The organism is Acinetobacter sp. YH12241 (assembly GCF_013417535.1).
Classification (GTDB): Bacteria; Pseudomonadota; Gammaproteobacteria; order Pseudomonadales; family Moraxellaceae; genus Acinetobacter.
Genome location: NZ_VPDQ01000017.1, coordinates 32,736 through 55,875, shown reverse-complemented (window position 1 = coordinate 55,875; position 23,140 = coordinate 32,736). Strand labels below are relative to the sequence as shown.

Annotated in this window: 28 protein-coding genes, 1 rRNA gene and 4 pseudogenes; 10 read left to right on the top strand and 23 right to left on the bottom strand. The window is 41.7% G+C overall.

Annotated features, from left to right (window positions below):
- Window positions 1–3 precede the first annotated feature (3 nt).
- Window positions 4–118: ribosomal RNA gene (gene rrf, locus FTV18_RS10700) — 5S ribosomal RNA — on the top strand.
- A 108-nt stretch (window positions 119–226) separates the two neighbouring features.
- Here the strand turns inward: rrf and FTV18_RS10695 are convergent.
- From FTV18_RS10695 to rplM, 10 genes and pseudogenes are all read right to left on the bottom strand, one after another.
- Window positions 227–640, bottom strand: a complete 414-nt coding sequence (locus tag FTV18_RS10695) for a roadblock/LC7 domain-containing protein (protein WP_180018587.1) — start codon at window positions 638–640, stop codon at window positions 227–229.
- A 10-nt stretch (window positions 641–650) separates the two neighbouring features.
- Window positions 651–1,193 (bottom strand): annotated as a pseudogene (locus FTV18_RS10690) (ATP/GTP-binding protein).
- 14 nt (window positions 1,194–1,207) lie between these two features.
- Window positions 1,208–1,756, bottom strand: coding sequence for a hypothetical protein (locus FTV18_RS15740; RefSeq protein WP_257218588.1), 549 nt, complete (start codon window positions 1,754–1,756; stop codon window positions 1,208–1,210).
- Window positions 1,757–1,773: 17 nt separating this feature from the next.
- On the bottom strand, window positions 1,774–2,181 hold the full coding sequence (locus tag FTV18_RS15735) for a hypothetical protein (RefSeq protein ID WP_257218587.1): 408 nt from the start codon (window positions 2,179–2,181) through the stop codon (window positions 1,774–1,776).
- Window positions 2,182–2,269: 88 nt separating this feature from the next.
- Window positions 2,270–2,637 (bottom strand): annotated as a pseudogene (locus FTV18_RS10680) (roadblock/LC7 domain-containing protein).
- Between the two features lie 421 nt (window positions 2,638–3,058).
- Window positions 3,059–3,706: a hypothetical protein gene (locus tag FTV18_RS10675; RefSeq protein ID WP_180018589.1), complete on the bottom strand. Its 648-nt coding sequence runs from the start codon at window positions 3,704–3,706 to the stop codon at window positions 3,059–3,061.
- Between the two features lie 18 nt (window positions 3,707–3,724).
- The gene (locus FTV18_RS10670) at window positions 3,725–4,153 is read right to left on the bottom strand and encodes a ClpXP protease specificity-enhancing factor (protein ID WP_034704105.1); all 429 of its coding nucleotides are present in this window, start codon (window positions 4,151–4,153) and stop codon (window positions 3,725–3,727) included.
- Window positions 4,146–4,814 carry a glutathione S-transferase N-terminal domain-containing protein gene (locus FTV18_RS10665; RefSeq protein WP_159123654.1) on the bottom strand — a complete coding sequence of 223 codons (669 nt, stop codon included), beginning with the start codon at window positions 4,812–4,814 and terminating at the stop codon, window positions 4,146–4,148. Before FTV18_RS10665 ends, FTV18_RS10670 begins: the two co-directional genes overlap by 8 nt.
- A gap of 334 nt (window positions 4,815–5,148) precedes the next feature.
- A complete protein-coding gene (gene rpsI, locus FTV18_RS10660) occupies window positions 5,149–5,535 on the bottom strand; it encodes a 30S ribosomal protein S9 (RefSeq protein ID WP_004785251.1) in 387 nt (128 codons plus the stop codon).
- A gap of 12 nt (window positions 5,536–5,547) precedes the next feature.
- Window positions 5,548–5,976 carry a 50S ribosomal protein L13 gene (rplM, locus tag FTV18_RS10655; protein WP_004785249.1) on the bottom strand — a complete coding sequence of 143 codons (429 nt, stop codon included), beginning with the start codon at window positions 5,974–5,976 and terminating at the stop codon, window positions 5,548–5,550.
- Window positions 5,977–6,198: 222 nt separating this feature from the next.
- Between rplM and FTV18_RS10650 the strand changes: the two genes are divergently transcribed.
- The 4 genes from FTV18_RS10650 to FTV18_RS10635 all read left to right on the top strand — a co-directional run bounded on the left by FTV18_RS10650 (window position 6,199) and on the right by FTV18_RS10635 (window position 9,345).
- Window positions 6,199–6,531: a hypothetical protein gene (locus tag FTV18_RS10650; RefSeq protein ID WP_159123655.1), complete on the top strand. Its 333-nt coding sequence runs from the start codon at window positions 6,199–6,201 to the stop codon at window positions 6,529–6,531.
- A 151-nt stretch (window positions 6,532–6,682) separates the two neighbouring features.
- Entirely contained in the window at window positions 6,683–7,651 is a 969-nt protein-coding gene (pdxA, locus tag FTV18_RS10645; RefSeq protein WP_180018600.1) for a 4-hydroxythreonine-4-phosphate dehydrogenase PdxA, read from the top strand.
- A gap of 30 nt (window positions 7,652–7,681) precedes the next feature.
- A complete protein-coding gene (gene rsmA / locus FTV18_RS10640; RefSeq protein ID WP_159123656.1) occupies window positions 7,682–8,494 on the top strand; it encodes a 16S rRNA (adenine(1518)-N(6)/adenine(1519)-N(6))-dimethyltransferase RsmA in 813 nt (270 codons plus the stop codon).
- Window positions 8,495–8,499: 5 nt separating this feature from the next.
- Complete coding sequence (locus FTV18_RS10635) at window positions 8,500–9,345, top strand: symmetrical bis(5'-nucleosyl)-tetraphosphatase (protein ID WP_180003886.1); 846 nt, start codon at window positions 8,500–8,502, stop codon at window positions 9,343–9,345.
- A gap of 56 nt (window positions 9,346–9,401) precedes the next feature.
- Here the strand turns inward: FTV18_RS10635 and FTV18_RS10630 are convergent, their stop codons facing one another.
- The 8 genes from FTV18_RS10630 to FTV18_RS15730 form a co-directional block, all read right to left on the bottom strand.
- Window positions 9,402–9,848 carry a DUF2147 domain-containing protein gene (locus tag FTV18_RS10630; RefSeq protein ID WP_034704141.1) on the bottom strand — a complete coding sequence of 149 codons (447 nt, stop codon included), beginning with the start codon at window positions 9,846–9,848 and terminating at the stop codon, window positions 9,402–9,404.
- 141 nt (window positions 9,849–9,989) lie between these two features.
- On the bottom strand, window positions 9,990–10,439 hold the full coding sequence (locus FTV18_RS10625) for a DUF2147 domain-containing protein (protein WP_004785238.1): 450 nt from the start codon (window positions 10,437–10,439) through the stop codon (window positions 9,990–9,992).
- Window positions 10,440–10,499: 60 nt separating this feature from the next.
- Window positions 10,500–10,670 (bottom strand): hypothetical protein, encoded by a 171-nt coding sequence (locus tag FTV18_RS10620; protein ID WP_159123658.1) that lies wholly within the window; start codon window positions 10,668–10,670, stop codon window positions 10,500–10,502.
- 166 nt (window positions 10,671–10,836) lie between these two features.
- A complete protein-coding gene (locus tag FTV18_RS10615) occupies window positions 10,837–11,283 on the bottom strand; it encodes a DUF2147 domain-containing protein (protein WP_179993346.1) in 447 nt (148 codons plus the stop codon).
- An 87-nt stretch (window positions 11,284–11,370) separates the two neighbouring features.
- Entirely contained in the window at window positions 11,371–12,045 is a 675-nt protein-coding gene (locus FTV18_RS10610) for an LrgB family protein (protein ID WP_159123660.1), read from the bottom strand.
- Between the two features lie 9 nt (window positions 12,046–12,054).
- Window positions 12,055–12,426: a hypothetical protein gene (locus FTV18_RS10605; RefSeq protein WP_034704120.1), complete on the bottom strand. Its 372-nt coding sequence runs from the start codon at window positions 12,424–12,426 to the stop codon at window positions 12,055–12,057.
- A 34-nt stretch (window positions 12,427–12,460) separates the two neighbouring features.
- The gene (hflX, locus tag FTV18_RS10600) at window positions 12,461–13,801 is read right to left on the bottom strand and encodes a ribosome rescue GTPase HflX (protein WP_166139222.1); all 1,341 of its coding nucleotides are present in this window, start codon (window positions 13,799–13,801) and stop codon (window positions 12,461–12,463) included.
- A gap of 76 nt (window positions 13,802–13,877) precedes the next feature.
- Complete coding sequence (locus FTV18_RS15730; protein WP_004785224.1) at window positions 13,878–14,009, bottom strand: hypothetical protein; 132 nt, start codon at window positions 14,007–14,009, stop codon at window positions 13,878–13,880.
- 189 nt (window positions 14,010–14,198) lie between these two features.
- On the opposite strand from FTV18_RS15730, the gene FTV18_RS10595 reads away from it, so the two are divergent.
- Window positions 14,199–15,008 carry a 1-acyl-sn-glycerol-3-phosphate acyltransferase gene (locus FTV18_RS10595; protein ID WP_180018591.1) on the top strand — a complete coding sequence of 270 codons (810 nt, stop codon included), beginning with the start codon at window positions 14,199–14,201 and terminating at the stop codon, window positions 15,006–15,008.
- Between the two features lie 35 nt (window positions 15,009–15,043).
- Here FTV18_RS10595 and FTV18_RS10590 read toward each other — a convergent pair whose 3' ends face one another.
- Entirely contained in the window at window positions 15,044–16,678 is a 1,635-nt protein-coding gene (locus FTV18_RS10590) for a phospholipase D family protein (RefSeq protein WP_180018594.1), read from the bottom strand.
- A gap of 101 nt (window positions 16,679–16,779) precedes the next feature.
- Here FTV18_RS10590 and FTV18_RS10585 point away from each other — a divergent pair, with 101 nt between their 5' ends.
- Entirely contained in the window at window positions 16,780–17,790 is a 1,011-nt protein-coding gene (locus FTV18_RS10585; protein WP_034704127.1) for a metallophosphoesterase, read from the top strand.
- A 24-nt stretch (window positions 17,791–17,814) separates the two neighbouring features.
- Here the strand turns inward: FTV18_RS10585 and FTV18_RS10580 are convergent, their stop codons facing one another.
- The 3 genes from FTV18_RS10580 to FTV18_RS10570 all read right to left on the bottom strand — a co-directional run bounded on the left by FTV18_RS10580 (window position 17,815) and on the right by FTV18_RS10570 (window position 20,478).
- On the bottom strand, window positions 17,815–18,228 hold the full coding sequence (locus FTV18_RS10580) for a hypothetical protein (protein WP_180018596.1): 414 nt from the start codon (window positions 18,226–18,228) through the stop codon (window positions 17,815–17,817).
- Window positions 18,229–18,374: 146 nt separating this feature from the next.
- Window positions 18,375–19,691, bottom strand: coding sequence for an MFS transporter (locus FTV18_RS10575; RefSeq protein WP_180003873.1), 1,317 nt, complete (start codon window positions 19,689–19,691; stop codon window positions 18,375–18,377).
- A gap of 142 nt (window positions 19,692–19,833) precedes the next feature.
- Window positions 19,834–20,478 carry a hemolysin III family protein gene (locus FTV18_RS10570; RefSeq protein WP_180018598.1) on the bottom strand — a complete coding sequence of 215 codons (645 nt, stop codon included), beginning with the start codon at window positions 20,476–20,478 and terminating at the stop codon, window positions 19,834–19,836.
- Window positions 20,479–20,579: 101 nt separating this feature from the next.
- Here FTV18_RS10570 and FTV18_RS10565 point away from each other — a divergent pair.
- Window positions 20,580–21,083, top strand: a pseudogene (locus tag FTV18_RS10565) (methyltransferase); the annotation flags it as partial.
- Between the two features lie 34 nt (window positions 21,084–21,117).
- Here FTV18_RS10565 and FTV18_RS10560 read toward each other — a convergent pair.
- Window positions 21,118–21,864 carry an IS5-like element ISAba31 family transposase gene (locus tag FTV18_RS10560; RefSeq protein WP_180033306.1) on the bottom strand — a complete coding sequence of 249 codons (747 nt, stop codon included), beginning with the start codon at window positions 21,862–21,864 and terminating at the stop codon, window positions 21,118–21,120.
- 79 nt (window positions 21,865–21,943) lie between these two features.
- Here FTV18_RS10560 and FTV18_RS10555 point away from each other — a divergent pair.
- Window positions 21,944–22,660 (top strand): annotated as a pseudogene (locus tag FTV18_RS10555) (SAM-dependent methyltransferase); the annotation flags it as partial.
- Window positions 22,654–23,091: a GNAT family N-acetyltransferase gene (locus FTV18_RS10550; RefSeq protein ID WP_034704137.1), complete on the top strand. Its 438-nt coding sequence runs from the start codon at window positions 22,654–22,656 to the stop codon at window positions 23,089–23,091. The pseudogene FTV18_RS10555 and the gene FTV18_RS10550, both read left to right, overlap by 7 nt.
- Window positions 23,092–23,140: the final 49 nt, after the last annotated feature.

Here is a 23,140-nt window from a genome sequence, read left to right as displayed (position 1 = left end):
TGTGCTGGCGACCATAGCAAGAGTGAACCACCTGATCCCTTCCCGAACTCAGAAGTGAAACCTCTTAGCGCTGATGGTAGTGTGGGGTCTCCCATGTGAGAGTAAGTCATCGCCAGCTCATTATTCCAAAAGCCCCCTGCGTGAGCAGAGGGCTTTTTTTATGCGTGAAATAAAGATGAAATAGAAAAAGGCTTAAATAAATTTAAGCCTTTTTGAATCTATCTATTTATTGATCTGCAGCGATAATGGACTGTGTGGCATTCTTCAGCATATACAGGGTCTGACCCAATAAAATATCTTTTTCGGCTAAAGTGACCAGAATAAGAGGGTGTTTCGGTGCTGCAACCGCTGTCAAAATGGCTTTACCATTTTCTGCATCCAAAGTAATGCTCTGACAGCCAGTAAGATGGATCTCTTTAGTAAATGCAGAAACCATCGCTAAAATCGAGCTACTCACAGCAGCAAGCTTGCTATTGTTATAGCTGTCTTTCTTATGAATTGTGGCCAATTCAAACCCATCTGTTGAGCAGACCATTACATAATATACGCCACGAACATTGCTAATGATCTCCTGAATTTGCTGTTTGGCATGCTGAACGAGGGCTTCGGGGGCTTGACGTCTTTCTTGTATAGTAAGCATGCTTTAATCCTTAGCTCATGAGGTTATGGTTGACTTCGATTGAAGTAATGAGGGCTTCTAAAGGAGCAAGATGTCGTCTTTTTGACGAGCATCTACAAAAAAGAGGGGGGTATAGAGATCCTGCTGGATCAGCCAGTCCTTATAAATCTGGGTAAAATGAGGGCTTTCAAGATCACTGTGCGTAATCCCAATGGCAATATTATGGGTATATTCCTGGAATACTTCGATATAGCTTTCCAGTTCTTGGATCGGATCACTCACTGTATGATCAATAAGGATAATGGCACCTAGTGCGCCTTGACAGATGACAGGCCAGATAAAGTCAAAGCGACTTTGTCCAGGCATCCCATATAGGCCAATTTTGGTTCCATCTTCTAATGTGATCTCACCATAATCGATTCCTACCGTGGTTTCCATTTTTTGTATGGCTGCGGTCGTCAGTATTCAGTGCCTCAGTGAGTAACACTGGTATATCAGATAATGAACGTATCGCGGCTGTTTTACCTGCGCCCATGGAGCCCGCAAAAACGATTTTATATTGTTGTAAAATCATAAGTATTTACTTTATTAAAATCCAAATTTAAATCGAAGCTTTCCAAAAAAGCTTTTAATGAAATTTTGCTGTTCTGTTCTTTCAACTGGCTCAGTGGTGCGATAGCGACTTTCCCAAGCATTAATTTTTTCAATATTTCCCGAAGCCATACTGGCTGCGATAAATTGTCGAAGCGTAAGTAAGGAAATCGCATGTTGCTCAGCAATTTTTGAAATTTTAGCGCCTTGAATAAAGCAGGCAGATATCTGAAAAATACGTTTTTTATGCAGCGAATGAGCCGGCTTTGGCCAGTAGTGAATTTTATAGTGATCATCTTCAGGTGCGATCTGAGCAAAACTAGGCGAGTTCCAGAAAAAATTCCATAACCAGTCTTGGAGAATCTGCGTTTCTCTACGTGTAACTTTTAAGAGGTCGCTAGTAGATGCAAAGTCATATTGAAAAGAAAAGTCTGTGCTTGTTTCAGCCCGGTCTTTGTTTAACCAGGCCAGATTTTTCGCTGAGTCAATGATGGCAATGGTGCCATGCTGATCATAGAGATGTAATTTACCTTTTTCAGGATACAACATCTCTTTAAAAAAGTTTATCGGGGATGGTCAGAAGATTGCTGGGAGTGAACTGGCGTTGAAAATATAGGTTCTTCTATTTCTGAGGTAATTTCTGAATTAAGGAAATTTTGCTCAAACCAGTGCTTAAGAATTTGTGTGTTTTGCAGGGGTAAAGCGAGCGTATTATTTATAATCTGATTTGAGTATTGAGCATTTTTAGAGATGCATAAATAAGGGCATTTTTGGTTTTTAAGAACACGTTGAATCCCCTCTGTTTCAAGAAAGTACTCATACACCAACAGGCAATCGAGATGAGGATCGGAAGCAGTGTTCCATTGCAGGATAAAATGGTCAGGAGTGATGTGTTGTAAAGTTTTTTTTAGTTCATCTGCATCGTGAATACTTAAACTTGCTATTCCAATATGAATATAATGCCTATGCATTTTAAGTCTCGATTAAAGATTTATATTTTATTGGGTGAAGCGTATAAGGATCCCCTTTATCGCATGAAATAAAGGGGAAAACTGTGTATTAGCTGAAGTCTAAACCTTGTTCAAAAGATTTGAGCTCATGACGAGCCATAGCCAGGTTTGCTTTAGAGCGGTCCAGTACAAGATACAGGAATACATTGTTATTCTTTTCGAGTGGGCGAATGAGGTGATATTGCTTGCCCAGCGTAATCAGAATATCTTCAATCGAGTCATTCAGGTTTAATGAATTCGCTACACGGCGTTTTGTTTTGCACGAACCACTTCTGTATTGCCGGCTGCTGCAAGTTCAAGATCGATATTGCCACCACCTTGAGTTGCCCCAGAGCCAAGCCGCTTTCACCATCAGCTAATGCTGCAGCAACGAAACCATCAATGTCTGTAAGTGTTATCTAAGGTTACCTTAGCCATAATTATTTCCCTGTTATAAAAATAGTTGATGCGATAGTTGTATTTGATGAAGTCCGAATATTATCTTTTTCATTCAAATTCATTATAAAAACGGGGGAGTAAATTACAATTGAAATAAAAACCATATAAAATTTAATGGTTTACTTTAGATTTTAATTTTTAACTTGTACTTTTTAATTATGTGATGCGTTTATCTTTTTATTTAAGGATATGTGAAATGATTCTGTGATTATTTTTTAATCTATAATCTCATCTTAATCTAAAAGATGTAATAAAATATTTTGAATGGATTATGGAACTAATTAGGTAAAAATTTCAGTTGAAAAAATAGATTCACTTCATTCTCTAATAAATTTAAAGAATAAAAAAAGCCAATATCTCATTGGCTTTTAGTAAAACTGAATTTTTGAGGTTGAAGTAGTTACGCAAATACACGTAATACTGCTTCAATCAGTACCCAAAGAATCGCAAGCGCAACCACTGGCTCAACGATTTTTGCCCAGGTTGGTGTTTCTACAACAGCAACTTCTTCAACATCATGATGCTGGCTATTTTGATGAACCATTTGGCTAAACTCCTTCATTGATGCTTCTAATGATAGCTCTTCTTCATGAATTGGTTTAGAGCCTTTGAGTTCTGTTAGGTTATTTGTTGTCCAAACCCAATCATCTGCCTGCCCAGACAAATGTTCAATTTGTCCTTTCAACAGCTCTTGGATACTGGTCTGATTATGATTGCCAGTATCATGTAACTGCTTCAATTCAGTCAGCTGAAAATGGAAAATTTCAGACGTGAGCTGCTCCAGCTCGGGTTTCGGTAAAGTTGACTTGTTTTCCACTCGGGTAGTCAGGTGACGGGCGATTTCCAGAATATAAAGTTCATCTGGATGCTTGATTTCATTATATATTTTTTGCGGATTGTTACGCCATTCGCTAATCAGTTTGCCTAAAGTGAGAGCATTGATTTCTGAAATATATTTACGTCTTTCTTCTTTTGTATAGCCTTGTAGAAGCTCAGGCTTTTGAGTTTCTATCTGTTCAACAAAATATTGTACTAAATCAAAAGCCATTCACTTACTCCATTATTTTTAATCTAATAACCTTAGGGTTGGTTTTTTCTTTGCGGGTTCAGGCTGTTCTTCAGTGCTTGATTTTAAAGCATCTTCATCACTTTGTGTATGCTCATATTCATTTGGATCAAAGAATAATCCTTGACCATTTTCACGTGCATAGATCCCGAGGACTGCTGCCATCGGTACATAGATATCACGTGATACACCACCAAAACGTGCTGAGAAGGTGATGGCTTCATTATCCATATTCAGCGCATGAACTGCATGCGGCACAATATTCAGGACAATCTGGCCATCTTTAATAAACTGCTCGGGTACCATGGTGTTTGGACGTGTAGCATCGACCAGCAGATAAGGCGTCATATTGTTATCGCAAATCCACTCATAGATTGCACGTGCCATATAGGGACGGGTAGGACTTAAGTTGAATTCTTGTTCAGACATGATGTTTCTCTACAGGTTTGATTTGCTCTTGGTAGCGGTTTTTTTCCTGCAAGGTCATGGATTTTGTAAATGCAGGACGGCTAAAAACTCGCTGGCAATATAAATAAAATGGACGACATTGTTGTCGAGGTAATTCTACTCCCATGCTTTTAAGTCGAATGAAAATGGGAGCCAGCATGCAATCCAAGATGCTGAAATGTTCCGACATAAAATAAGGGAAATGTTGGAACAGGGGCGTTAATGAAATCAGGATATCATGCAACTGTTTTTGAGCCTTCACTTTGGCTGCAGTATCCAGAGTATCCGGATGACATAGCATGATATCGGCCAGTTTGAGCCAGTCATTTTCAAAACGCCAGATATATTGCCGCTGTTCCGCACGAGGCATGGGGGCATCTGCATAGAGCTTGTTCTGGCGGTAACGATCGTCTATATATTCGGAAATGATGCTGGTGTTAAATAATTTTAAATCATTTTCAATCAGCATGGGCAGCTGGTTATAAGGATTGAGGCTGGCCAGATCTTCATCATCGCTATCGACCAGAATCAGGTTATATTTAATCTGCTTTTCAGCAAGTACATAGCGAATCCAATGGGAACGAAAGTCATCGGCATGGCTATATAAGGTGAGTCCTTGAAGTGGCGCGCTTTCGACTGACATAAATCCTGATTAAGTTCTAATGAATAGATTAGGATACTAAAAATCAACCTAAAAAGCACGAAGCATAAAAAGCCAATTGGACTAAGGCAGGGTAGAGTAGAGAAAAAAATGAAAGGAGCAGAACAACATGATCATGAATTTTGGCTTAATCATTCTGTTTATTATCATCGGTGTTGCGAATTATTATCTGACCAAGTCCTTCTGGTGCCATGAAGGGGTGTGGGGTAAGGATGTGCATGAACAATGACAATAAAAATAATATTAAGTGGTCATTTTCAAATCATAAAAAAACCCTGGAATAAACCAGGGTTTTTTGTCCGATTCGGTAAACGAATTAACGTTTAGAGAATTGAGGACGTTTACGAGCTTTACGTAAACCAAGTTTCTTACGTTCAACTTCACGAGCATCACGAGTAACGAAACCAGCTTGACGAAGAGCAGGTTTAAGAGTTTCGTCAGAAGCGATCAGTGCACGAGTAATACCGTGACGGATAGCGCCTGCTTGACCACCGATACCACCACCAGCAACAGTGATGTAAAGGTCATATTTCTCAGTCGCTTCAAGAAGCTCTAGAGGTTGACGAACAACCATACGAGCAGTCTCACGACCGAAGTATTGTTCTAAAGAACGGTTGTTGATTACGAGTTTACCAGTACCAGCAGATAGGAAAACACGTGCAGTTGCGGTCTTACGGCGACCTGTACCATAGTTAGTAGCCATGTGCTGTATCCCTTAGATGTCCAAAACTTGTGGCTGTTGAGCAGTATGTGGATGCTCAGTACCAGCGTACACTTTCATTTTTTTGATCATTGCATAACCAAGAGGACCTTTTGGCAACATGCCTTTTACAGCGCGTTGGAAAATTTCTTCTGGTTTGTGAGCAACTAATTTTTCAAAATTAGTTTCACGAATACCACCAGGGAAACCAGTATGGCGATAGTATTTCTTGTCAAGTGATTTGTTACCAGTCACTTGAACTTGCTCAGCATTGATAACAACGATGTAATCACCAGTGTCAACGTGAGGAGTATAAGAAGTTTTATGCTTACCGCGTAAACGACGAGCGATTTCAGTCGCGAGACGACCTAAAGTTTTGCCAGAAGCATCAACAACGTACCAGTCGTGTTGAACTTCAGCTGGCTTAGCGCTGAGAGTTTTCATTAAACCACTACCTATTATAGTTGGTTTGGACTATGGAAGCTGTCCAAACAAAAGGAGACGCGATTCTAAACGAAAACGTGAAGAATCACAAATGAAAATATAAAATTTCAAGTGGCATATTTTACATGAGAATATCGCTAAAACCTAGAGAAAAGTTTAAAAAATAATCTATAATTTACAGCACGAGAAATTCATAAAAAAATATAAAAAAAGGGGGGGCAAATGAATCGCTCAAATGCAGTTTTACAGGTGTTTTTAATTTTATATATCAGCTTGATTAATTTATTGTTTCTCAGTTTATTTATTGCAGAGCTTAAATACTGCAATTATGACTATGTTTTTGCCATAGTATTTTTTAGCATCGTCACGTTGGTTGTTCCATTTGTGCTCATACTCATCGCATCTTGGATCACGCCAGCTGACTTGGCGAATTTTGCACAAAAATTAAAAAAGTATTGGTTGATCAATGGTGGCATATTTTTGGGCTTTATCTTATTCAGTATTTTACTTAGCTTTATGCAAACCCATACAAAATGCACGCTTTACTTTGGGTAAACAATTAAAATTTTCTGTATGGTTGCGTTCCAGTATATCACTCTGGTTTTTAGGTAACTTGAACACCAAGGGCAGATATGATTACAGCACGTGAAGAAGTTGAATTGATCAAGTGTATAATAGCCTTTCATCGGCCTTATCAATGAATGTCATGCTCCCTTTATATATCACCAGCGGTGAACCAGCAGGAATTGGTCCTGATATCTGTTTAAGTCTAGCCAATCGTCAATTTGAACGACCAATAGTGGTTTTAATTGATGGTGATTTGATAAAACAGCGTGCGCAACAGTTAAAGCTCAATGTTGAATTGGTTGAATATGTTGACCAAACGGAAGCTGCACCCATTGGACAGCTTTATATTGAGTCCATTCCTTTAAATAGCACTGTTGTTGCAGGGCAGTTAAATGCTGACAATGCTGCTTATGTATTAGAACAATTACGTCGTTCGGCAGACTATGCCATGTCAGGTAAAAGTGTCGGTGTGGCTACAGCACCAGTACAGAAATCTATTATCAATGAAGCGGGTATTCACTTTAGTGGTCATACCGAATATTACCAGGAATTTGCTGGAGTACCGCGTGTAGTGATGATGCTGGCCACCAAGACTTTACGTGTAGCGCTAGCGACTACCCATTTGGCCTTACGCGATGTACCTGATGCCATTACGCCTGAACGATTGCATCAAGTCATTGATATTCTGATTCATGATCTGAAAACCAAGTTTAGAATTGATCATCCACATATTCTGGTTTGTGGCTTAAACCCACATGCAGGTGAAGGCGGTTATCTGGGCATGGAAGAAATTGAAGTGATCAATCCTGTGCTTGAAAGCTATCGTGCTCAGGGTATCAATATGAGCCTGAGCCTGCCTGCAGATACTTTATTTACTCCTGAAAACTTGAAAGATGCCGATGCTGTTCTGGCGATGTATCACGATCAGGGCTTACCTGTGTTAAAATCTCAGGGCTTTGGTGAAGCCATCAATATTACTTTGGGCTTACCGTTTATCCGAACTTCTGTCGATCATGGCACAGCACTCTCCCTCGCAGGTACAGGCCTTGCGAAAAGCTCAAGCTTACATGTGGCTGTGGATTTGGCGCTGGATTTAGCGCGTCAATGATCTCGTCTTTATTACACGTTGGAAATGTCTATGTATCAGATTAATGCCTTAAACCCAAAAGATGAAGGGCATCACACGCGTAAGCGTTTTGGTCAAAACTTCTTACATGACCAACGTGTCATTGCCAAAATTGTGCGTTCCGTAAATCCGCGTGCAGGCGAAAATATTGTTGAAATTGGCCCGGGTCTGGCTGCTTTAACATCGCCTTTAATTGGTGAATGTGATGCCTTAACCGTACTTGAGCTAGACCGTGACTTGGCCGCTGGTTTGCCGGGTCGTGTGCCGCATCCTGAACGTTTAACTATTATTGAAACAGATGCGCTGAAATACGATTTCACCAATTTGTTTGAAGAAGGTCGTCCGTTACGTGTAGTCGGAAACCTGCCTTATAACATTTCGACACCGCTGTTGTTCCATCTCCTGGAATTTGGTGACAAAGTCAAAGACATGCACTTCATGCTGCAAAAAGAAGTGGTCGATCGTATTACAGCTTCACCAAATACCAAAGAATATGGTCGTTTGTCGGTCATGATCCAGTATTACTGCAAACCGACTTTCCTGTTTGAAGTGCCGCCAGGCTCTTTCAATCCGCCACCAAAAGTGACGTCTGCCGTGTTCCGTTTGGAGCCGTACGATGTAAAACCGATCGTGGCAAAAAATGAAAAAGCTTTGGCTCGTCTGGTATCGCATGTATTTACCCAGCGCCGTAAGACTTTGCGTAATAGCTTGAAAGGGATGCTGGTTGAAGATGGTTTTGAAAAGGCAGGTGTAGATCCAATGGCACGTCCAGAGACACTGACACTTGCCCAATTTGTGGCTTTATCTGATCAAATGGTAGCTTAAAAATAATGACCCGCACTGTTCGATACAATTATGTGATTGGTGATGTACAAGGCTGTTTCGAAGCCTTGAAGGCACTACTGAAAGAAATCCGTTTTGATCCTGATCAGGACTTTATCTGGTTTGCTGGTGATCTGGTGGCTCGAGGGGAAAACTCGCTGGGTGCATTACGCTTCATTAAAAAGCTGGCGGATAATGGCGTGGCGGCAACAGTACTCGGTAATCATGACCTGACTTTGCTGGCTTATGCACGCGGCATCAAGCCCATTAAAGACAAGGACAATGTCCGTGATGTGATTGATGCGATCGACAGTGATGAGCTAATTGACTGGATCCGTAAACAGCCGATGTGTCTGTTTCCGAATGAACAGACGGTACTGACCCATGCCGGTATTCCCAATATCTGGGATGCAGAAAAGACTGCACAGCTGGCAAAAGAAGTAGAAGCGATCATTGCACATGATGATTTTGAAGTGGTGGATGCTTTTTTAAAGGAAATGTTTGGGAAAGAGCCTACACTCTGGTCAGATGAATTAGAAGGTCATGAGCGTACACGCTGTATCGTGAATTACCTGACCCGGATGCGTTTAACTGATGCAGAAGGGCGTCTGGAATACAGTTTTAAAGATTCACTGGATGATCCGATGCCAGAAGGTTTTAAGCCCTGGTTTGAATTTGAATCGAAAACTGCAGCAACCCATCAAATTGTATTTGGACACTGGGCCGCTTTACAGGGTAAAACCATTTCTGGGCGAATTCAGAATGTCGATGGTGGCTGTGTCTGGGGTAATCAGTTGATGGCTTATCGACTGGAAGACCAGCAAATGTTTGCCGTCGATAATCCGGTATTTTAAAATATTTAAAGCTCAAAAAAGCCACGTTGAACGTGGCTTTTTTATTGTGCTGATGATTAGTCTGCGCGAATCCAGGTCTGGTTGCGGCCCAGAACTGAAACACCCACACTGGCACGTAGCGTTAAACGCTTGCCGGTATTGTTTAGACGAACCTTGGCATCATAAATTTTACCTGCCAATGGATCAATGACACGACCTTTTTCATAATTTTTGGTGCCTTCAACGTGTTTCAGGCCTTTTAGAATAGTCATGCCTAAAATCGGTTGATCGGTATAAGGGGCTGGGCATTTATTACATTTTTCGCGTGGTGTATAACCTGGACGTGGCGTGATTTTCGCAATCTTGCCTGAGTAAGTATTATTTGCTTCTTTTTCGATGACAATGATGGCTTTTGCTGCTCCAGTTTTATCATCAATCTGCTGCCAGGTTCCGCTAATATCTTGAGCCCACAGGTTCATCATGAATCCTGTAGTCAATGTGGCAAGGAGTATCTTCTTTAACATATCCATCATTCCAAAGAACTTTTCATTATTGCCCGCACATGTTAGGAAGATTGCACAAATAGTCAATAAATAATTAAAAATCATGGAATTAAATTTATAAAAAAAGCTGCCTGTTTGGCAGCTTTGAGAAAAAGTGTGAACTTATTCCTGACGGATCCAGGTCTGGCTACGGCCTAAAGCAGAAACACCCACATAACCACGTAGGGTTAAACGTTTGCCGTTGCTGCTTAGACGAACCTTGGCATCGTAAATTTTACCTGCCAATGGATCAATCACACGACCTTTTTCATAATTCACGCTATCACCGACCTGTTTTAAACCTGTCAGTACGTCCATCCCCAAGATCGGCTGATTGGTATAAGGAGCAGGACATTTATTACAGGTTTTTTGTGGGGTATAACCTGGACGAGGCGTTACTTTGACAATTTTGCCGGCATAAGTACCATTGCTGTCCTGACGGATTTCAATCAGTGCTTTGGGTGAACCAGTCTTATCATCGATTTGTTGCCATGTCCCGGTCAAGTCTTGTGCATAAATGGTCCCAGTCATGAATGTAGCAATGAGCATTAATCCTAATTTAGATTTATTCATTTATATTTATCCTTTTTTCATAGATGAAACAAACTATCCCAAACACAAGCGTGTGGTTTTTTAATTTTGGTTGATTTTAGAGTAATGAGCGTTGCAGATCGCTCGGTCAATCTGCTTTAAGCCTGTTGATTCCCCATGACAGAAACCTGTCGATGTTAATTGCTTTGTTACTGAATTTTCAGTAAAAGCAGAGAAATTCAGTAAGATCTTTAACATGGTAATGTCTTGCATTCTATCTCCTTATATTGCGCATCAAAATCCGTTTGATGCTAAGCCTGTTAAAGCAAATGAATCTAATATTTATATGCATGTTTTATATTGTATAAAAAAAGCATCTGTCTAATATTGATACAACTTAATGCATGAAAATGCAAGCTTCTGTGCACTAAGTCATGAATTAATCTTGTTTAATCCAAGTCTGGCTGCGTCCCAAGGCTGAAACACCTACATAACCACGTAGGATTAGACGTTTGCCATTGGCACTTAATTTAGCTTTGGTGTTGTAAATATTGCCGGATAAAGGGTCAATCAGTTTACCTTGAGAGAAATTATTATTGCCTGCATCCTTTAAGCCGGTGAGTACATCCAGACCAAGAATCGGTTTATTGGTATAAGGTGCAGGGCAGGAAACACAGGTTTCGCGCGGTGTATAGCCAGGACGAGGCGTAATCTTGGTAATTTTGGCAGTATAAACACCATTTGAAGTTTCACGAATTTCCAGAATCGCTTTAGCTGATCCTGTTTTATCGTCAATACTTCTCCAGGTGCCTGAAATATCGGAAGCGAAAGCCAGATGACTGAAAAAGGTCAGGGCTAAAAAGGATAATAATTGAACCTTTTTCATAGGTCTGTTCCTGAGTGAAAAATTCTTTATTTCCCTATAGTAAGAATAGTTTCATTCAGAAACAAACGTTAAATATTGATTGATGAGTCACATTTTTTGCAGATAAAGTATAAAAGTTGGCAACCAGATCGCAGTAAAAACGGCATTCACTGCCATGCCAAACGTAGCATAACGTCCGGCAACACTGCCACGCTGCCAGGCTTGAGCTGTACCAATCGCATGTGCTGCTAGACCTAGAGCCAGACCTGAAGCACGCTCATCATTGATATGTCGTAAAATAAATGGTGAAAATGCTGCACCAATTACGCCAGACAAAATGACGATCAGAATGGCCAGACTAACAGGTGCCTCCAGTAAGGTCGCAATATTAATTGCAATTGGTGTCGTGACTGCACGGGTGGCAAAGGCCATGATGTCGCCAGAAGACATATGTAGTAAATAGGCGAGACCCATCGGTAAGGCGACCGCACTGATACTGGCAAAAACCAGAATTCCGACAATAGCTTTCAGTGGCAGGTCATCATAACGCATGGCGGCTAGCGGAATCGCCAGTGCAACTGTGACATAACCAAGCAAATGGTTAAACAGTGGATTGACCTCATCCATATAATGCTCATAAGGAATACCCAGCACCAATAAAATCACCAGCACCAGGAACATGCTAAACACAATCACAGGAATTTGCGGAATAACACGATTGCAGGGTTTGGCAAGCAGATAAGCAATTAAGGTAATCGCAAAGCCATAAAGAACAGAAAACATGTGCGACTCCTATAACCAGCGTTTTGCCATTTTGGCGTAGATCCAAAGAGGGAGCAGAGTACTCAGGCATAACACCAGCATAAAGGCCGGAATTTTTTGTCCCATATGCATCAACATAATTAGCGCGCCTGCACTAATCGGTAAAAAAGCGAAGGCACTTTCTTTCATCAGCTTGTTATTAGTATCCACCAGACGCGCTGGAATTTTGCCAAAATAGCGCCAGGCAAATAAGGTGACTAGCAGGCTGATGAGTCCGACCAGGTTGCCCAATTCAGGATGATCTAGCTGGGTCATTAGCCAGACTGAAGCTTCACGAAATACAATAATTAAGAGGAGAGTGCTGATCCATGCTGGCCAGTCAATATGTTTTATCCAGTTCATTGGTGATGTCATTTAAAAGTTTACTTATCAAGTTTTACTCGATCTTACGCTGGATTTCAAACTCTTCAAGTGGACGCTGGAATTGAAGTGCTTGAGATCCCAGAATTTCTTCTATCGGTAAATGAGCCTGTTTGATCAACTGTTCCAGCTTCGGAGGTGCAATCCGTACATCGATATGTAACTGACCTTCATCATCATAATGTTCAGACTGAATCACGTTCAGCGCATAAAGTTGATTGCGCAGTTTGCCATAGGCAGGTTTCAATACCAGTTCAAAGTGCTGAATCTGACCCATTAATGCTTCATGCACGGCTTTGCGTAACAGATCCAGACCTTCACCACTATGTGCTGAAACATAGACCCGTTCAGGCTGACCGGGCTGGCGATAAATGATTTTGGCATCTTCACCGCTACAGTCGATTTTATTATAAACTCGTAACACCGGGACGTCGGCACCAATTTCCTTGAGCACCTTTTCAACGGCTTCAATTTGTTCAAGCATTTCCGGACTGCTGGAATCAATCACATGCAAAAGCAGGGTGGCTTCAACGGTTTCTTCCAGAGTTGCTTTAAAAGATTCGACCAGTGAATGCGAAAGATTACGCACAAAGCCTACCGTATCTGCCAGTACCAGATTACCGACGCCGTCCCATTGCAGGCGTCTTAAAGTTGGATCCAGAGTCGCAAATAGTTGGTCTGCTGCATAAACATCGCTATCGGCCAGAATATTGAATAAGGTAGATTTTCCCGCATTGGTATAACCTACTAAAGACACGGTTGGAACAGCCGCTTTTTGGCGTGCAACACGGCCCTGAATACGGGTTTGGCGAACTTTTTCTATTTTAGCTTTAAGCTGCCCCATGCGGATACGCAATAAACGGCGATCTGTTTCTAGCAGGGTTTCACCCGGACCACGCAGACCGATCCCGCCTTTCTGGCTATCCAGATTGGTACGGCTACGAACCAGTCGTGAAGACAGATGCTGTAATTGTGCCAGTTCAACTTGCAGTTTCCCTTCATAGGTACGGGCACGCTGTGCAAAAATATCGAGGATGAGTTCGGTACGATCAACCACCCGGCAATGCACCACATTTTCAAGGTTACGTGCTTGGGCAGGTGTCAGCGCATGATCGAAAATGACCAGATTGGCATCCAATTCTTTGACCCGTTCAGCAATTTCTTCTGCTTTTCCTGAACCCACAAAAAATTTGGCATCCGGTTTTAAGCGTTGAACAAAGAGATGTTCCAGAATTTCGGCATTTGCAGATTGAGCTAACAGATGAAACTCTTCAGCATCAAGGTCATCCAGCATTTGTACGCTCACACTGACCAGTATGACGCGTTCTTTTCCCTGATGTTGCTCAAAATATTCCACTCAGGCCAATCTCCAGTTGAAAACTTCATTTTAGTTGAAAATGAACTTTACAGATACTGAAATAGCGGGCTTTGTTTTAGAGTGCCGTGACAAACAGTTGTGCAAGTGTTACGAGCAGCGCCGTATATAACAGGGTACCACCCAAGATATAGCTCAATACTTTTAAGGGCCGAATCATCTCAGCTGATTTCACTGTTTCATCTTGCATGATGAGCATCCTTTTTAATCTAATATTTCGATTGATTTATTTTATTTAATTCATTTAATGAATTTAAATTGAAAATATAGATGTACTTGGTCGTTTTTTATTATCAATGCAAGTTGGACATGAACAGTATAAAATGAGTTTAATTCGTGGATATTCCCTGTATCTTGTTTAGGATTTAGTGACCTTTTTATGAACTCGACTGTACAAAATCAATCACCTGAGATACAAGGTTTTGCAAAATTCTTTCTTTATACAAGAAAAACGACTTCTGCATTAGCAGCCATCAGCCAGGGGTTTTATCTGGTTTACCGTCATGGTTTGTATAAAGATCCGAATAATCCGAACAATACCCGATATGTGCAGTATTTCTGTCGCCAGTTGTGCAAGGTATTTAATATTGAGGTTCAGGTCCATGGCGTGATTCCACGTGAGCCGGCATTATGGGTGAGCAATCATGTGTCCTGGCTGGATATCGCCGTTTTAGGTTCAGGCGCGCGAGTGTTTTTTCTGGCCAAAGCTGAAATTGAAAATTGGCCAATTCTAGGCAAGCTGGCTAAAGGTGGTGGCACCTTATTTATCAAGCGTGGTTCAGGAGATTCGGTCAGAATCCGTGAACAGATTACCGGCTTCCTGAAACAGAATATTCCAGTTCTATTTTTTCCTGAGGCGACCACATCTGATGGACGCTCAATTAAAAAAATTTATGGACGTATTCTGGGTGCAGCGATTGAAGCGCAACGTCCGGTACAAATCTGTCTGATCTGTTATGTGAATCAGCAGGGTGAACTGGATATGGTGGCGCCTTTTATTGGGAACATCAGTTTTGCCAAACATGTACAGAATGTTCTGGAAATGCCTAAAGTGACAGCTCATCTGATGGCCTTACCAGCAATTTCGACTGAAGGGCATACAGTAGAAAGCCTGACTGCATTAGTACATGAAAATATGCTAGAAGGTTTGCAAAGGTTACAAACCAAAGTATTAAAAAAGCCTCATTAAGAGGCTTTTTTATTAGAAATACTCAGAGATATTCATTACATAAAACCTTCGATCGGGAGTATCGACAGGAATTTTATTGAGGCTTTTTGATACCACTTCATTCCTGGCTCTTTTTTAAAGGTCTTTGTTTCATCTTTGGCATTGCGGATTTTCCAGTTAATGTTCTGGTTGGCATCCAGAACCAACTTATAGGCATACTTGCTTAAATTCTTGTCCATGGTTTCGTGTACCGCACGGGCCAGATTAGGACTATTTAGCAATACGCCAATTTCAGTATTCAAATAAGCTGAACGCGGATCGAAATTAAAAGAACCAATAAATACCTGTTTCTGGTCAATGGCCATCAGTTTGGCATGCAGGCTGGAACGGCTCAGGCCTTTTAAGCTGACCTTCGCTTTTTGTGCCAGCTCTTCAGTATTGGCATTCAGATTGTCGGCATCTGGCGCGGCCAAAAACTCGTAAAGTTTTACATCATTTTCTAGCAATTCCTGACGATATTTAGCATAAAAGGCATGGACCAGCGGCACGTCATTGGCCTTATAGGAATTGGTCAGTACTCGAACTTTGACATCTTCTGAAGCCAATTTCTTGAGACGTTCTGCACCCTGTTTTTCCGGTACAAAATAGGCCGACACGATATCCACACTTTCTTCCGGTTTTTCCAGATGCTGTAATAACTGGAAGTTCAAGTGATCTTCAGTCTTAGCCTTTGACTTGATTTTACTTGGTGGATCTTTGACGACTTCAGCTTCTACCCAATCAAGTTGAATGTTGTGTTCCAGCCATTTATCGAAAGCCTGTGAACGATTGGCCAGATTCAGGTAGTTCTGGATTGCAGTATCATGACTATATTCTTCCAGCTGCTGTTTCAGGCTCGGGAAGCGTAGCGTGTGATGGCGAGGATTAACAATCTGCCGAACTGGATAGGCATAATCATCATTCCAGTATTCATCAAAAGAATGAATGATTTCATCAGAAGCGGCACCGACCAACATCACATCTACATCAGAGAACTGATAACTGTCACTGACGTTATAATACTGGTTACTCATATTACGGCCACCAATCAGGGCAATCTGGTTATCGGCAATAAAGCTTTTGTTGTGCATGCGGCGGTTGATCCGTTTTAGATCCAGCAGCATATCCATGGCACGGTATTTACGGAAGCGGTAGGGGTTATACAGTTTGACCTCAATATTCTGGTGCTGATCTAGTGCCAGATAAATACCTTCCATTTTCTTGGCATTGTTATCATCCATCAACAAACGGACTTTGACGCCACGGTCTGCTGCCTGAATGAGGGCATGCAGAGCCAGTGCACCAATACGGTCGTTATCCCAGATGTAATATTGCAGATCCAGACTGCGTTCCGCTTTATTAATCAGCTGGATACGTGCAGCGAGTGCTTCGAGCGGATCTGGTAACACGTGATAACCGGTCAGGCCAATATTCTGCCGACGTAAAGGTTCAACAATCTGGGCCAGACTGGTTTGCGAGGTATCCGTTTCAAATGCCATCCGGCTAGGCTGTTCAGTTTGCGGAGGCAGCGTACTGCAAGCAGGAATGCCGAGTACCAGGCTGCAGCTCAGTAAAATGCCAGCTTTATAGCGGTAAGCTTTTGATAAGCCAGAGGGTTTTGAATGAGCGGAAGCGTGGGGAGCATTTACCATAAACATCAAAGACTGAAAAATTTGGATTGAGTATAATTGCCAGCTATGAAAAGATAAATATAAAGCCACTAATCAGCTCCTCGACTCGACAAGGCAAATCTATGTGGGATACCAGTTCCGTACTTTTTTATTTTTATCTAGGCATGGCCATTCTTGCCGTTTGGGCAGTGTATCAGGCCTGGTCGAGTCAGTCTCGTACAGAAACCATTCATCCCTTTAAAGCATTTTGTCACCTGCTGGCTTTCTATCTGGCCTATTTGCTGATTCCGCTGGTGTTCTTCAGTATTTATGCAGGATGGATGGGCTACTATTCGATTCATGAGTCTATTTTTATTTTCGTGATTAGTGCCGTACTCAGTTATGCACGTTTTATCGAGCCGCATTTGATTCGGGTCGAAACCACGCCTTATCAAATCAATCCTCAACAGAAACTTAAAAAACCGGTACGGATTGCCCTGATTGCAGATTTACATATTGGTCTGTTTTCCGGACATGAACGCCAGTTAAGACAGATTGTACATAAGCTGAACCATCTGAAACCGGACTTGGTGGTGGTTGCAGGGGACTGGACCTATGAACCGGAAAATAAACTGGCACAGGAGCTGGCGGTCTTAAAAGAAATTCATGCGCCGGTATATTCGGTGACAGGGAATCATGATGAACAGTATCCTGGCCCTCCGATTCAGGAATTGCTTCGTTATGCGCTGGAAGTGAATCAGGTTATGGACATTGAAGGGCAGATTGTCGAGTTTGATGAATTTCGTCTGCTCGGGGTAGGGGATCTTTGGGCTGGAAAAACCGATATGCGCGCAATGCCGGATCTGCCTCAAGACAAGCCTTGGGTGATTCTGTCGCATAATCCAGATACCGTGGATATGGTGCCGAAATTGCCAACACGACCATTGATGCTTTCTGGACATACGCATGGTGGGCAGGTCGAGTTACCCTGGCTGACGGATTATGTGATGAAAAAGGTTTCCATTCTGGGCCATAAAAAAGGCTTGTACCGGCATGAGCATGCAGATGTATTTGTGACCGTGGGAACGGGCATGGTAGGGGTACCATTTCGTTTTCGCGTACCACCAACCATTGATATTATCGAATTGGTCTAAAAAAAACTGATTCATTCGCTGCTGTTAAAGCAGTAGCCAGAGCACAATAATAATCAGTAAAATAACGGCTGCGGTGATCCAGATTTTCTTTTCAATCTCACGGCCGGGCACACGTTTGCCGACTTGCTGTGCAGCCACCTCAGTATCTTTAGCGATGCTAAGGTTGGGATGATCTGGAACTTCCAAAGATGTAGTTACCACCGGAATATTTTCATCAGCATCATCAGTAAAGCGTGGGCCAATGTTGCCTTTATTGTTCCGATTCAGCGCCAGATCATGCTCGCGGACAATTTCATCAATGACCTGTATCGCCTGTGATTCATCTAAAGCTGTATGCGTCCGGATATAGCGAATGGCGTCCAGTTTTTTATCATCCTCTAGCAGAATCACAATATCTACCAGCTGTTCTTGAGTAAGTTGCTCAATAAGATCCTGCATCACTCTGCCTCATTATTCTCTGGCTTTATTTATTTGATTGTTCCCGAAATATCCGCAAAGAAGTAGCAAGTTTTTGTTGTGAAATCATAAAAAAAGCCAGCATGAACTGCTGGCTTTGATTGAGATGATTTAATCTGTCAAGATCCTTAGATCTGATTGTTTACATCATCATTTTTAGTTTCACGGATCAGCAAGAATGCAAGTAATGACAGGATAGAGGCTGCTGTGAGGTAATAACCTACTGCAGACAAGCCATACGTTGTTGCCAGTTTGGTTGCAATCAGTGGCGCAAAAGATGCACCAAAAATACCTGCCAGGTTAAAGGTCAGGGCAGAACCGGTATAACGTACTGAAGTCGGGAAGATTTCAGACAATACGGTACCAATCGGACCATAAGTCAGACCCATGATCGCTAGGCCAATACATAAAAAGAAGAACACAACCAGCGTACTGCCTGATTCAAGCATATCGGCAAAGAAGATACCGAAAATAGCAGAGACCACACATACCGCGATTGAAGTTGTCTTACGACCGAATTTTTCTGCAAGAACTGCTGAAAGTGGAATAAATGCAGCAAAGCACAAAGTTGCAACTAATTGCAATTGAAGGAATTCTTCACGTGTATAGCCGAGCTGTTTAGTACCCCATTGCAATGCGAATACAGTCGTTAGGTAGAACACCACGAATGTACAAATCGCAGCGATGGTACCCAATACCAGCATTTTAGAATGCTTTTTGAATACTTCGAAGAAGGGTACATTCACTTCTTTCTGCTTTTTCAACACATTTTGGAATGCAGGAGTTTCATGCAGTTTCAAGCGAATCCATAAACCCATAATCACCAGTAGCGCACTAGAGATAAATGGAATACGCCAGCCCCATTGCATGAACTCTGCTTCAGACATGAATGCGCCAAGGGTCAAGAATGAGCCTGTTGCCAGAATGAAGCCAATTGGTGCACCAAGTTGCGGGAACATACCATACCAGGCACGTTTGCCTTCTGGCGCATTTTCAGTTGCTAAAAGAACCGCACCTGACCATTCACCACCCAAACCAAGGCCTTGGCCTAAACGGCAAAGAGCCAGCAATAGTGGCGCAGCAATACCGATTTGTGCATAAGTTGGCAATAAACCAATGGCAACGGTAGAAAGACCCATGGTCAACAAGGCCGCGACCAGTGTCGCTTTACGTCCGATCCGGTCTCCCAGATGACCAAAAAGTGCAGCGCCGATTGGACGGGCAATAAAGGCAATCGCAAAGGTTGCCAGCGACTGAATAGTCGCAGTCATAGGATCTGTACTTGTAGGGAAGAACAGATAAGGGAAAATAATAACGGCAGCTGTGGCATAAATATAGAAATCGAAGAACTCGATTGTAGTGCCCACTAAACTTGCTGTTAAAACACGAAATTTTGAATTGGTTGCTGTAGTTTCTGTTACAGCGATAGAATCTGAAGACGCCATGAATAACCTTACACTTACTAAAAATAAAAAACTTAGTTTTAAAAGCGTAATCTTTTTAAAAAAGGCGTAATTTTTTAAAAAAACAACTGCAATCTTCTCGTTTCAACTCGCTCAGGGTCACTGAAATGAAGAAATGAGATGATTAAATCACGTAAAGATAGATAGACAGAAAATGTGATCCTGCGCCTATCAATACAAAAATGTGCCAGATAGCGTGGGTATATCTTACTCTTTTCAAAGCGTAAAACAATGCACCTACAGTGTATGCTAAGCCACCAATGATCAGAAAGGTTAAAGATTGAGCACTTAAGTACTGCTGCATATCGTCCATAACCAGTAGTGCCAACCATCCCATGACCAGATAAGCGACCAAAGAAAGTTTCTGGAAACGGTTGATGAAAATGAACTTGAATAGTGTTCCCAGTACAGCAATCACCCATAAGGCAATCAGTAAATACTGGGCTTTGGCTGTTGGAATCGCAATCGATAGAAACGGGGTATAGGTACCTGCAATCAGGTAGTAAATTGCCGTATGATCAACTTTTTTGTAAAAATAGCGTCGGTCAGCAGCAGTAGACATATGGTAGAGCATCGAAGCGGAAAACAGCAGAATCATGCTGAAAGCATAGACCCAAAGGCCAATCCATTGTCCGGTACTCAAATAAGAGCCTTTAATAATCAATAAAATACCGGCAATTAAAGCCAGTGCAGCACCGAAGCCGTGACTAATATAATTAATCCGTTCCTCATTATGATCATAATCTGGAACTAGGGGAGCATTCTGCATGGTTGTCATTCTTTTTAAATATACACTTGTATAATAATTCAATTTTGCTTTTAAGTTAAGAACAATTAAACTTGAGCAGCAATTCATATCAGGTTTTTCTTATGTCGACATCGACTTCTCTCTCGGTTCAGGAACAACAGTTCTTGGAGGCTTTTCAGCAAGCCTTTGAAACTGATCATTTTGATCGTCTGATCTTAAGTCAGTATAAAGGTGAACTTGAACAATTGGAGAAAATGACCTTTAGAGTCATTTCGCTCAATGAACAGAAGGTTTTGAGCTGTGTCTATCGATACAAGACTCAGGATGTCACCAAAAACTATCCTTTGAATGAAGCCTTGACTCAAGTAACGGAATTATTGGCCTGTTGCAAGCAAGCTAACCTGTTTACCGATCAGGAAGAATTGCAGCTGAAGAAAAACAAGAAAAAGGCCATGCTGACACGAAGTAAAGCTAAACCTGCCTCTACAAAGACAAAAGCCGAGCAGGGCCATGACCGGGTTAAACAGCGTTATGTCGATCAGGACAGTGTATTCCTACAGCATTTAGGAATCACCGATCAGCAAGGCCAGATCATTCCGAGCATGGCGCGTAAGTGGAAACAGATTAGGGTCTGTTGACACTTACTGTTCATAATTAACCCTATAACGGTAGCCATAAAAATATACAGGCTAAGGCAACAGAACTTTGATAATTTCTTTTGAGCTTGTCATATCGAGTAGCTATTCCTCTAAATTGCTTTAATCTACAAAACATATTTTCAACTAAATGCCTGATTTTATATAAATACCAGTCCATATGGTCATTGTTCGATTGGCTATTCGTTTTCTTTGGTATATTCGCTTTAGTCCCTGTTTTCCTGATCTGTTCACGCAGTGGTTCTGAATCATAGCCTTTATCTGCACATACCACTTTTGTCTCTTTTAAATCTAATGTTGATATTAAATCAGGTGCAACTTTAACATCATGTGTGGTTCCATCGGTAATCATGAAATCAATAGGATTGCCATGTGCATCAACAATCAAATGTATTTTTGAGGAGTTTCCTCCTGCACTTTTAGAAATAGATTGATTCGCTATGCCGGCAGAATGTTGATGAGCACGTACATGAGAGCCATCAATAAAAATCCACTCCATATCGGGGCATGAGGCTAGTAATTTGAATAATCTAAGTAACTTACCGCTGCTTGACCAACGATTAAAACGTTTGAAAATAGAGTTTGAATGACCAAAACAAGAAGGAATATCTCGCCACGGACAACCTGTCCTAATTCTATAGAGAATAGCTTCAATAAAATTGCGTAAATTTGAGTTGTGGTGAATGGATAAATTACGCAGAATAACTTTCAACTTTTGCCAGTGTTGATCTGTCAGCATGGTACGAGTCATAGCGAATAGTAAAATTGGGTTTGGCGATTTGATTTTACTACTTCGCTATTTTTTTAAGCTAAAAGTGTCAACACACCCTAATAAATTTGTCGAGATTTTCTCAGGCGCACTGGCACAAATCCAGCCACAGGAACAAGGATTACGTATCGTTGATTTTGGTTCAGGTAAGGGATATTTAACCTGTGCGCTATATGATTATATGCAAAAACATGGTCAGACGCCGTATGTCACCGGCGTAGAGCTGAATCCGAAAATGGTCGAGTTCTGTCAGAATGTCGCGCAGCAATCTGGTTTTAGCCAGCTGGATTTCTTCCAGGGCGATGTGCGTACCTATGAACCGGAACGTCTCGATGTGATGATCGCTCTGCATGCCTGTGATGTGGCGACCGATTTTGCAATCCATAGCGGTATTCGCCTGAATGCACAAATCATCATGTGTGCTCCATGCTGTCATAAAGAGTTAAGACCGCAATTACAGAGTCCGAAAGTGCTGTCACCAATGTTGCAGTTTGGCATCCATGCTGGGCAGCAAGCCGAAATGCTGACGGATACCATTCGTGCCTTATTGCTTAAGGCGTATGGATATGAAACCAAGGTCTTTGAATTTGTGGCCCTAGAACACACCAGTAAAAATAAAATGATTCTGGCGACCAAACGGAAGGATTATGGACAGCCCGATCAGGCTGTTCTCGCCCAGATTCAGGCATTAAAAGAGATGTATGGAATTCAAAAACATTCACTGGAATTGTTATTGAATAACCAGTGGGATCAGCAGGGAATTGGTTCTAAATGCTAAACAATAAAAATCTTAAAATCATGTCAGGTAGCTGGGATGAGTTAGCCCAAGATGCCAGAGTGATACGTGAAGCCGTTTTTATTCAGGAACAGCAAATTGCTCCCGAAGATGAATGGGATGCTGAGGATGCAATCTCTACGCATTTTGTGGCTTATTTACAGGATCAACCCGTTGCAACTGCACGCTTATTAAAAAATCACAGTATTGGTCGTGTAGCTGTGTTGCAGTCGGCACGTGGTACGGGTATCGGCCAAAATATCATGCAGGCTGTGATTGATCAGGCCAAGACAGAGCAACGTGAATTCCTAAAGCTTTCTTCACAGGTACATGCGATTGGCTTTTATCAGAACTTGGGTTTTGACGTGCAGGGTGAAGAATATCTGGATTGTGGCATTCCACATATAGATATGTATCTCAGCTTAAAAGACTAAAAAATAAAAAAGCGAGGAAAACCTCGCTTTTTTAAATTTGATCTTGGAA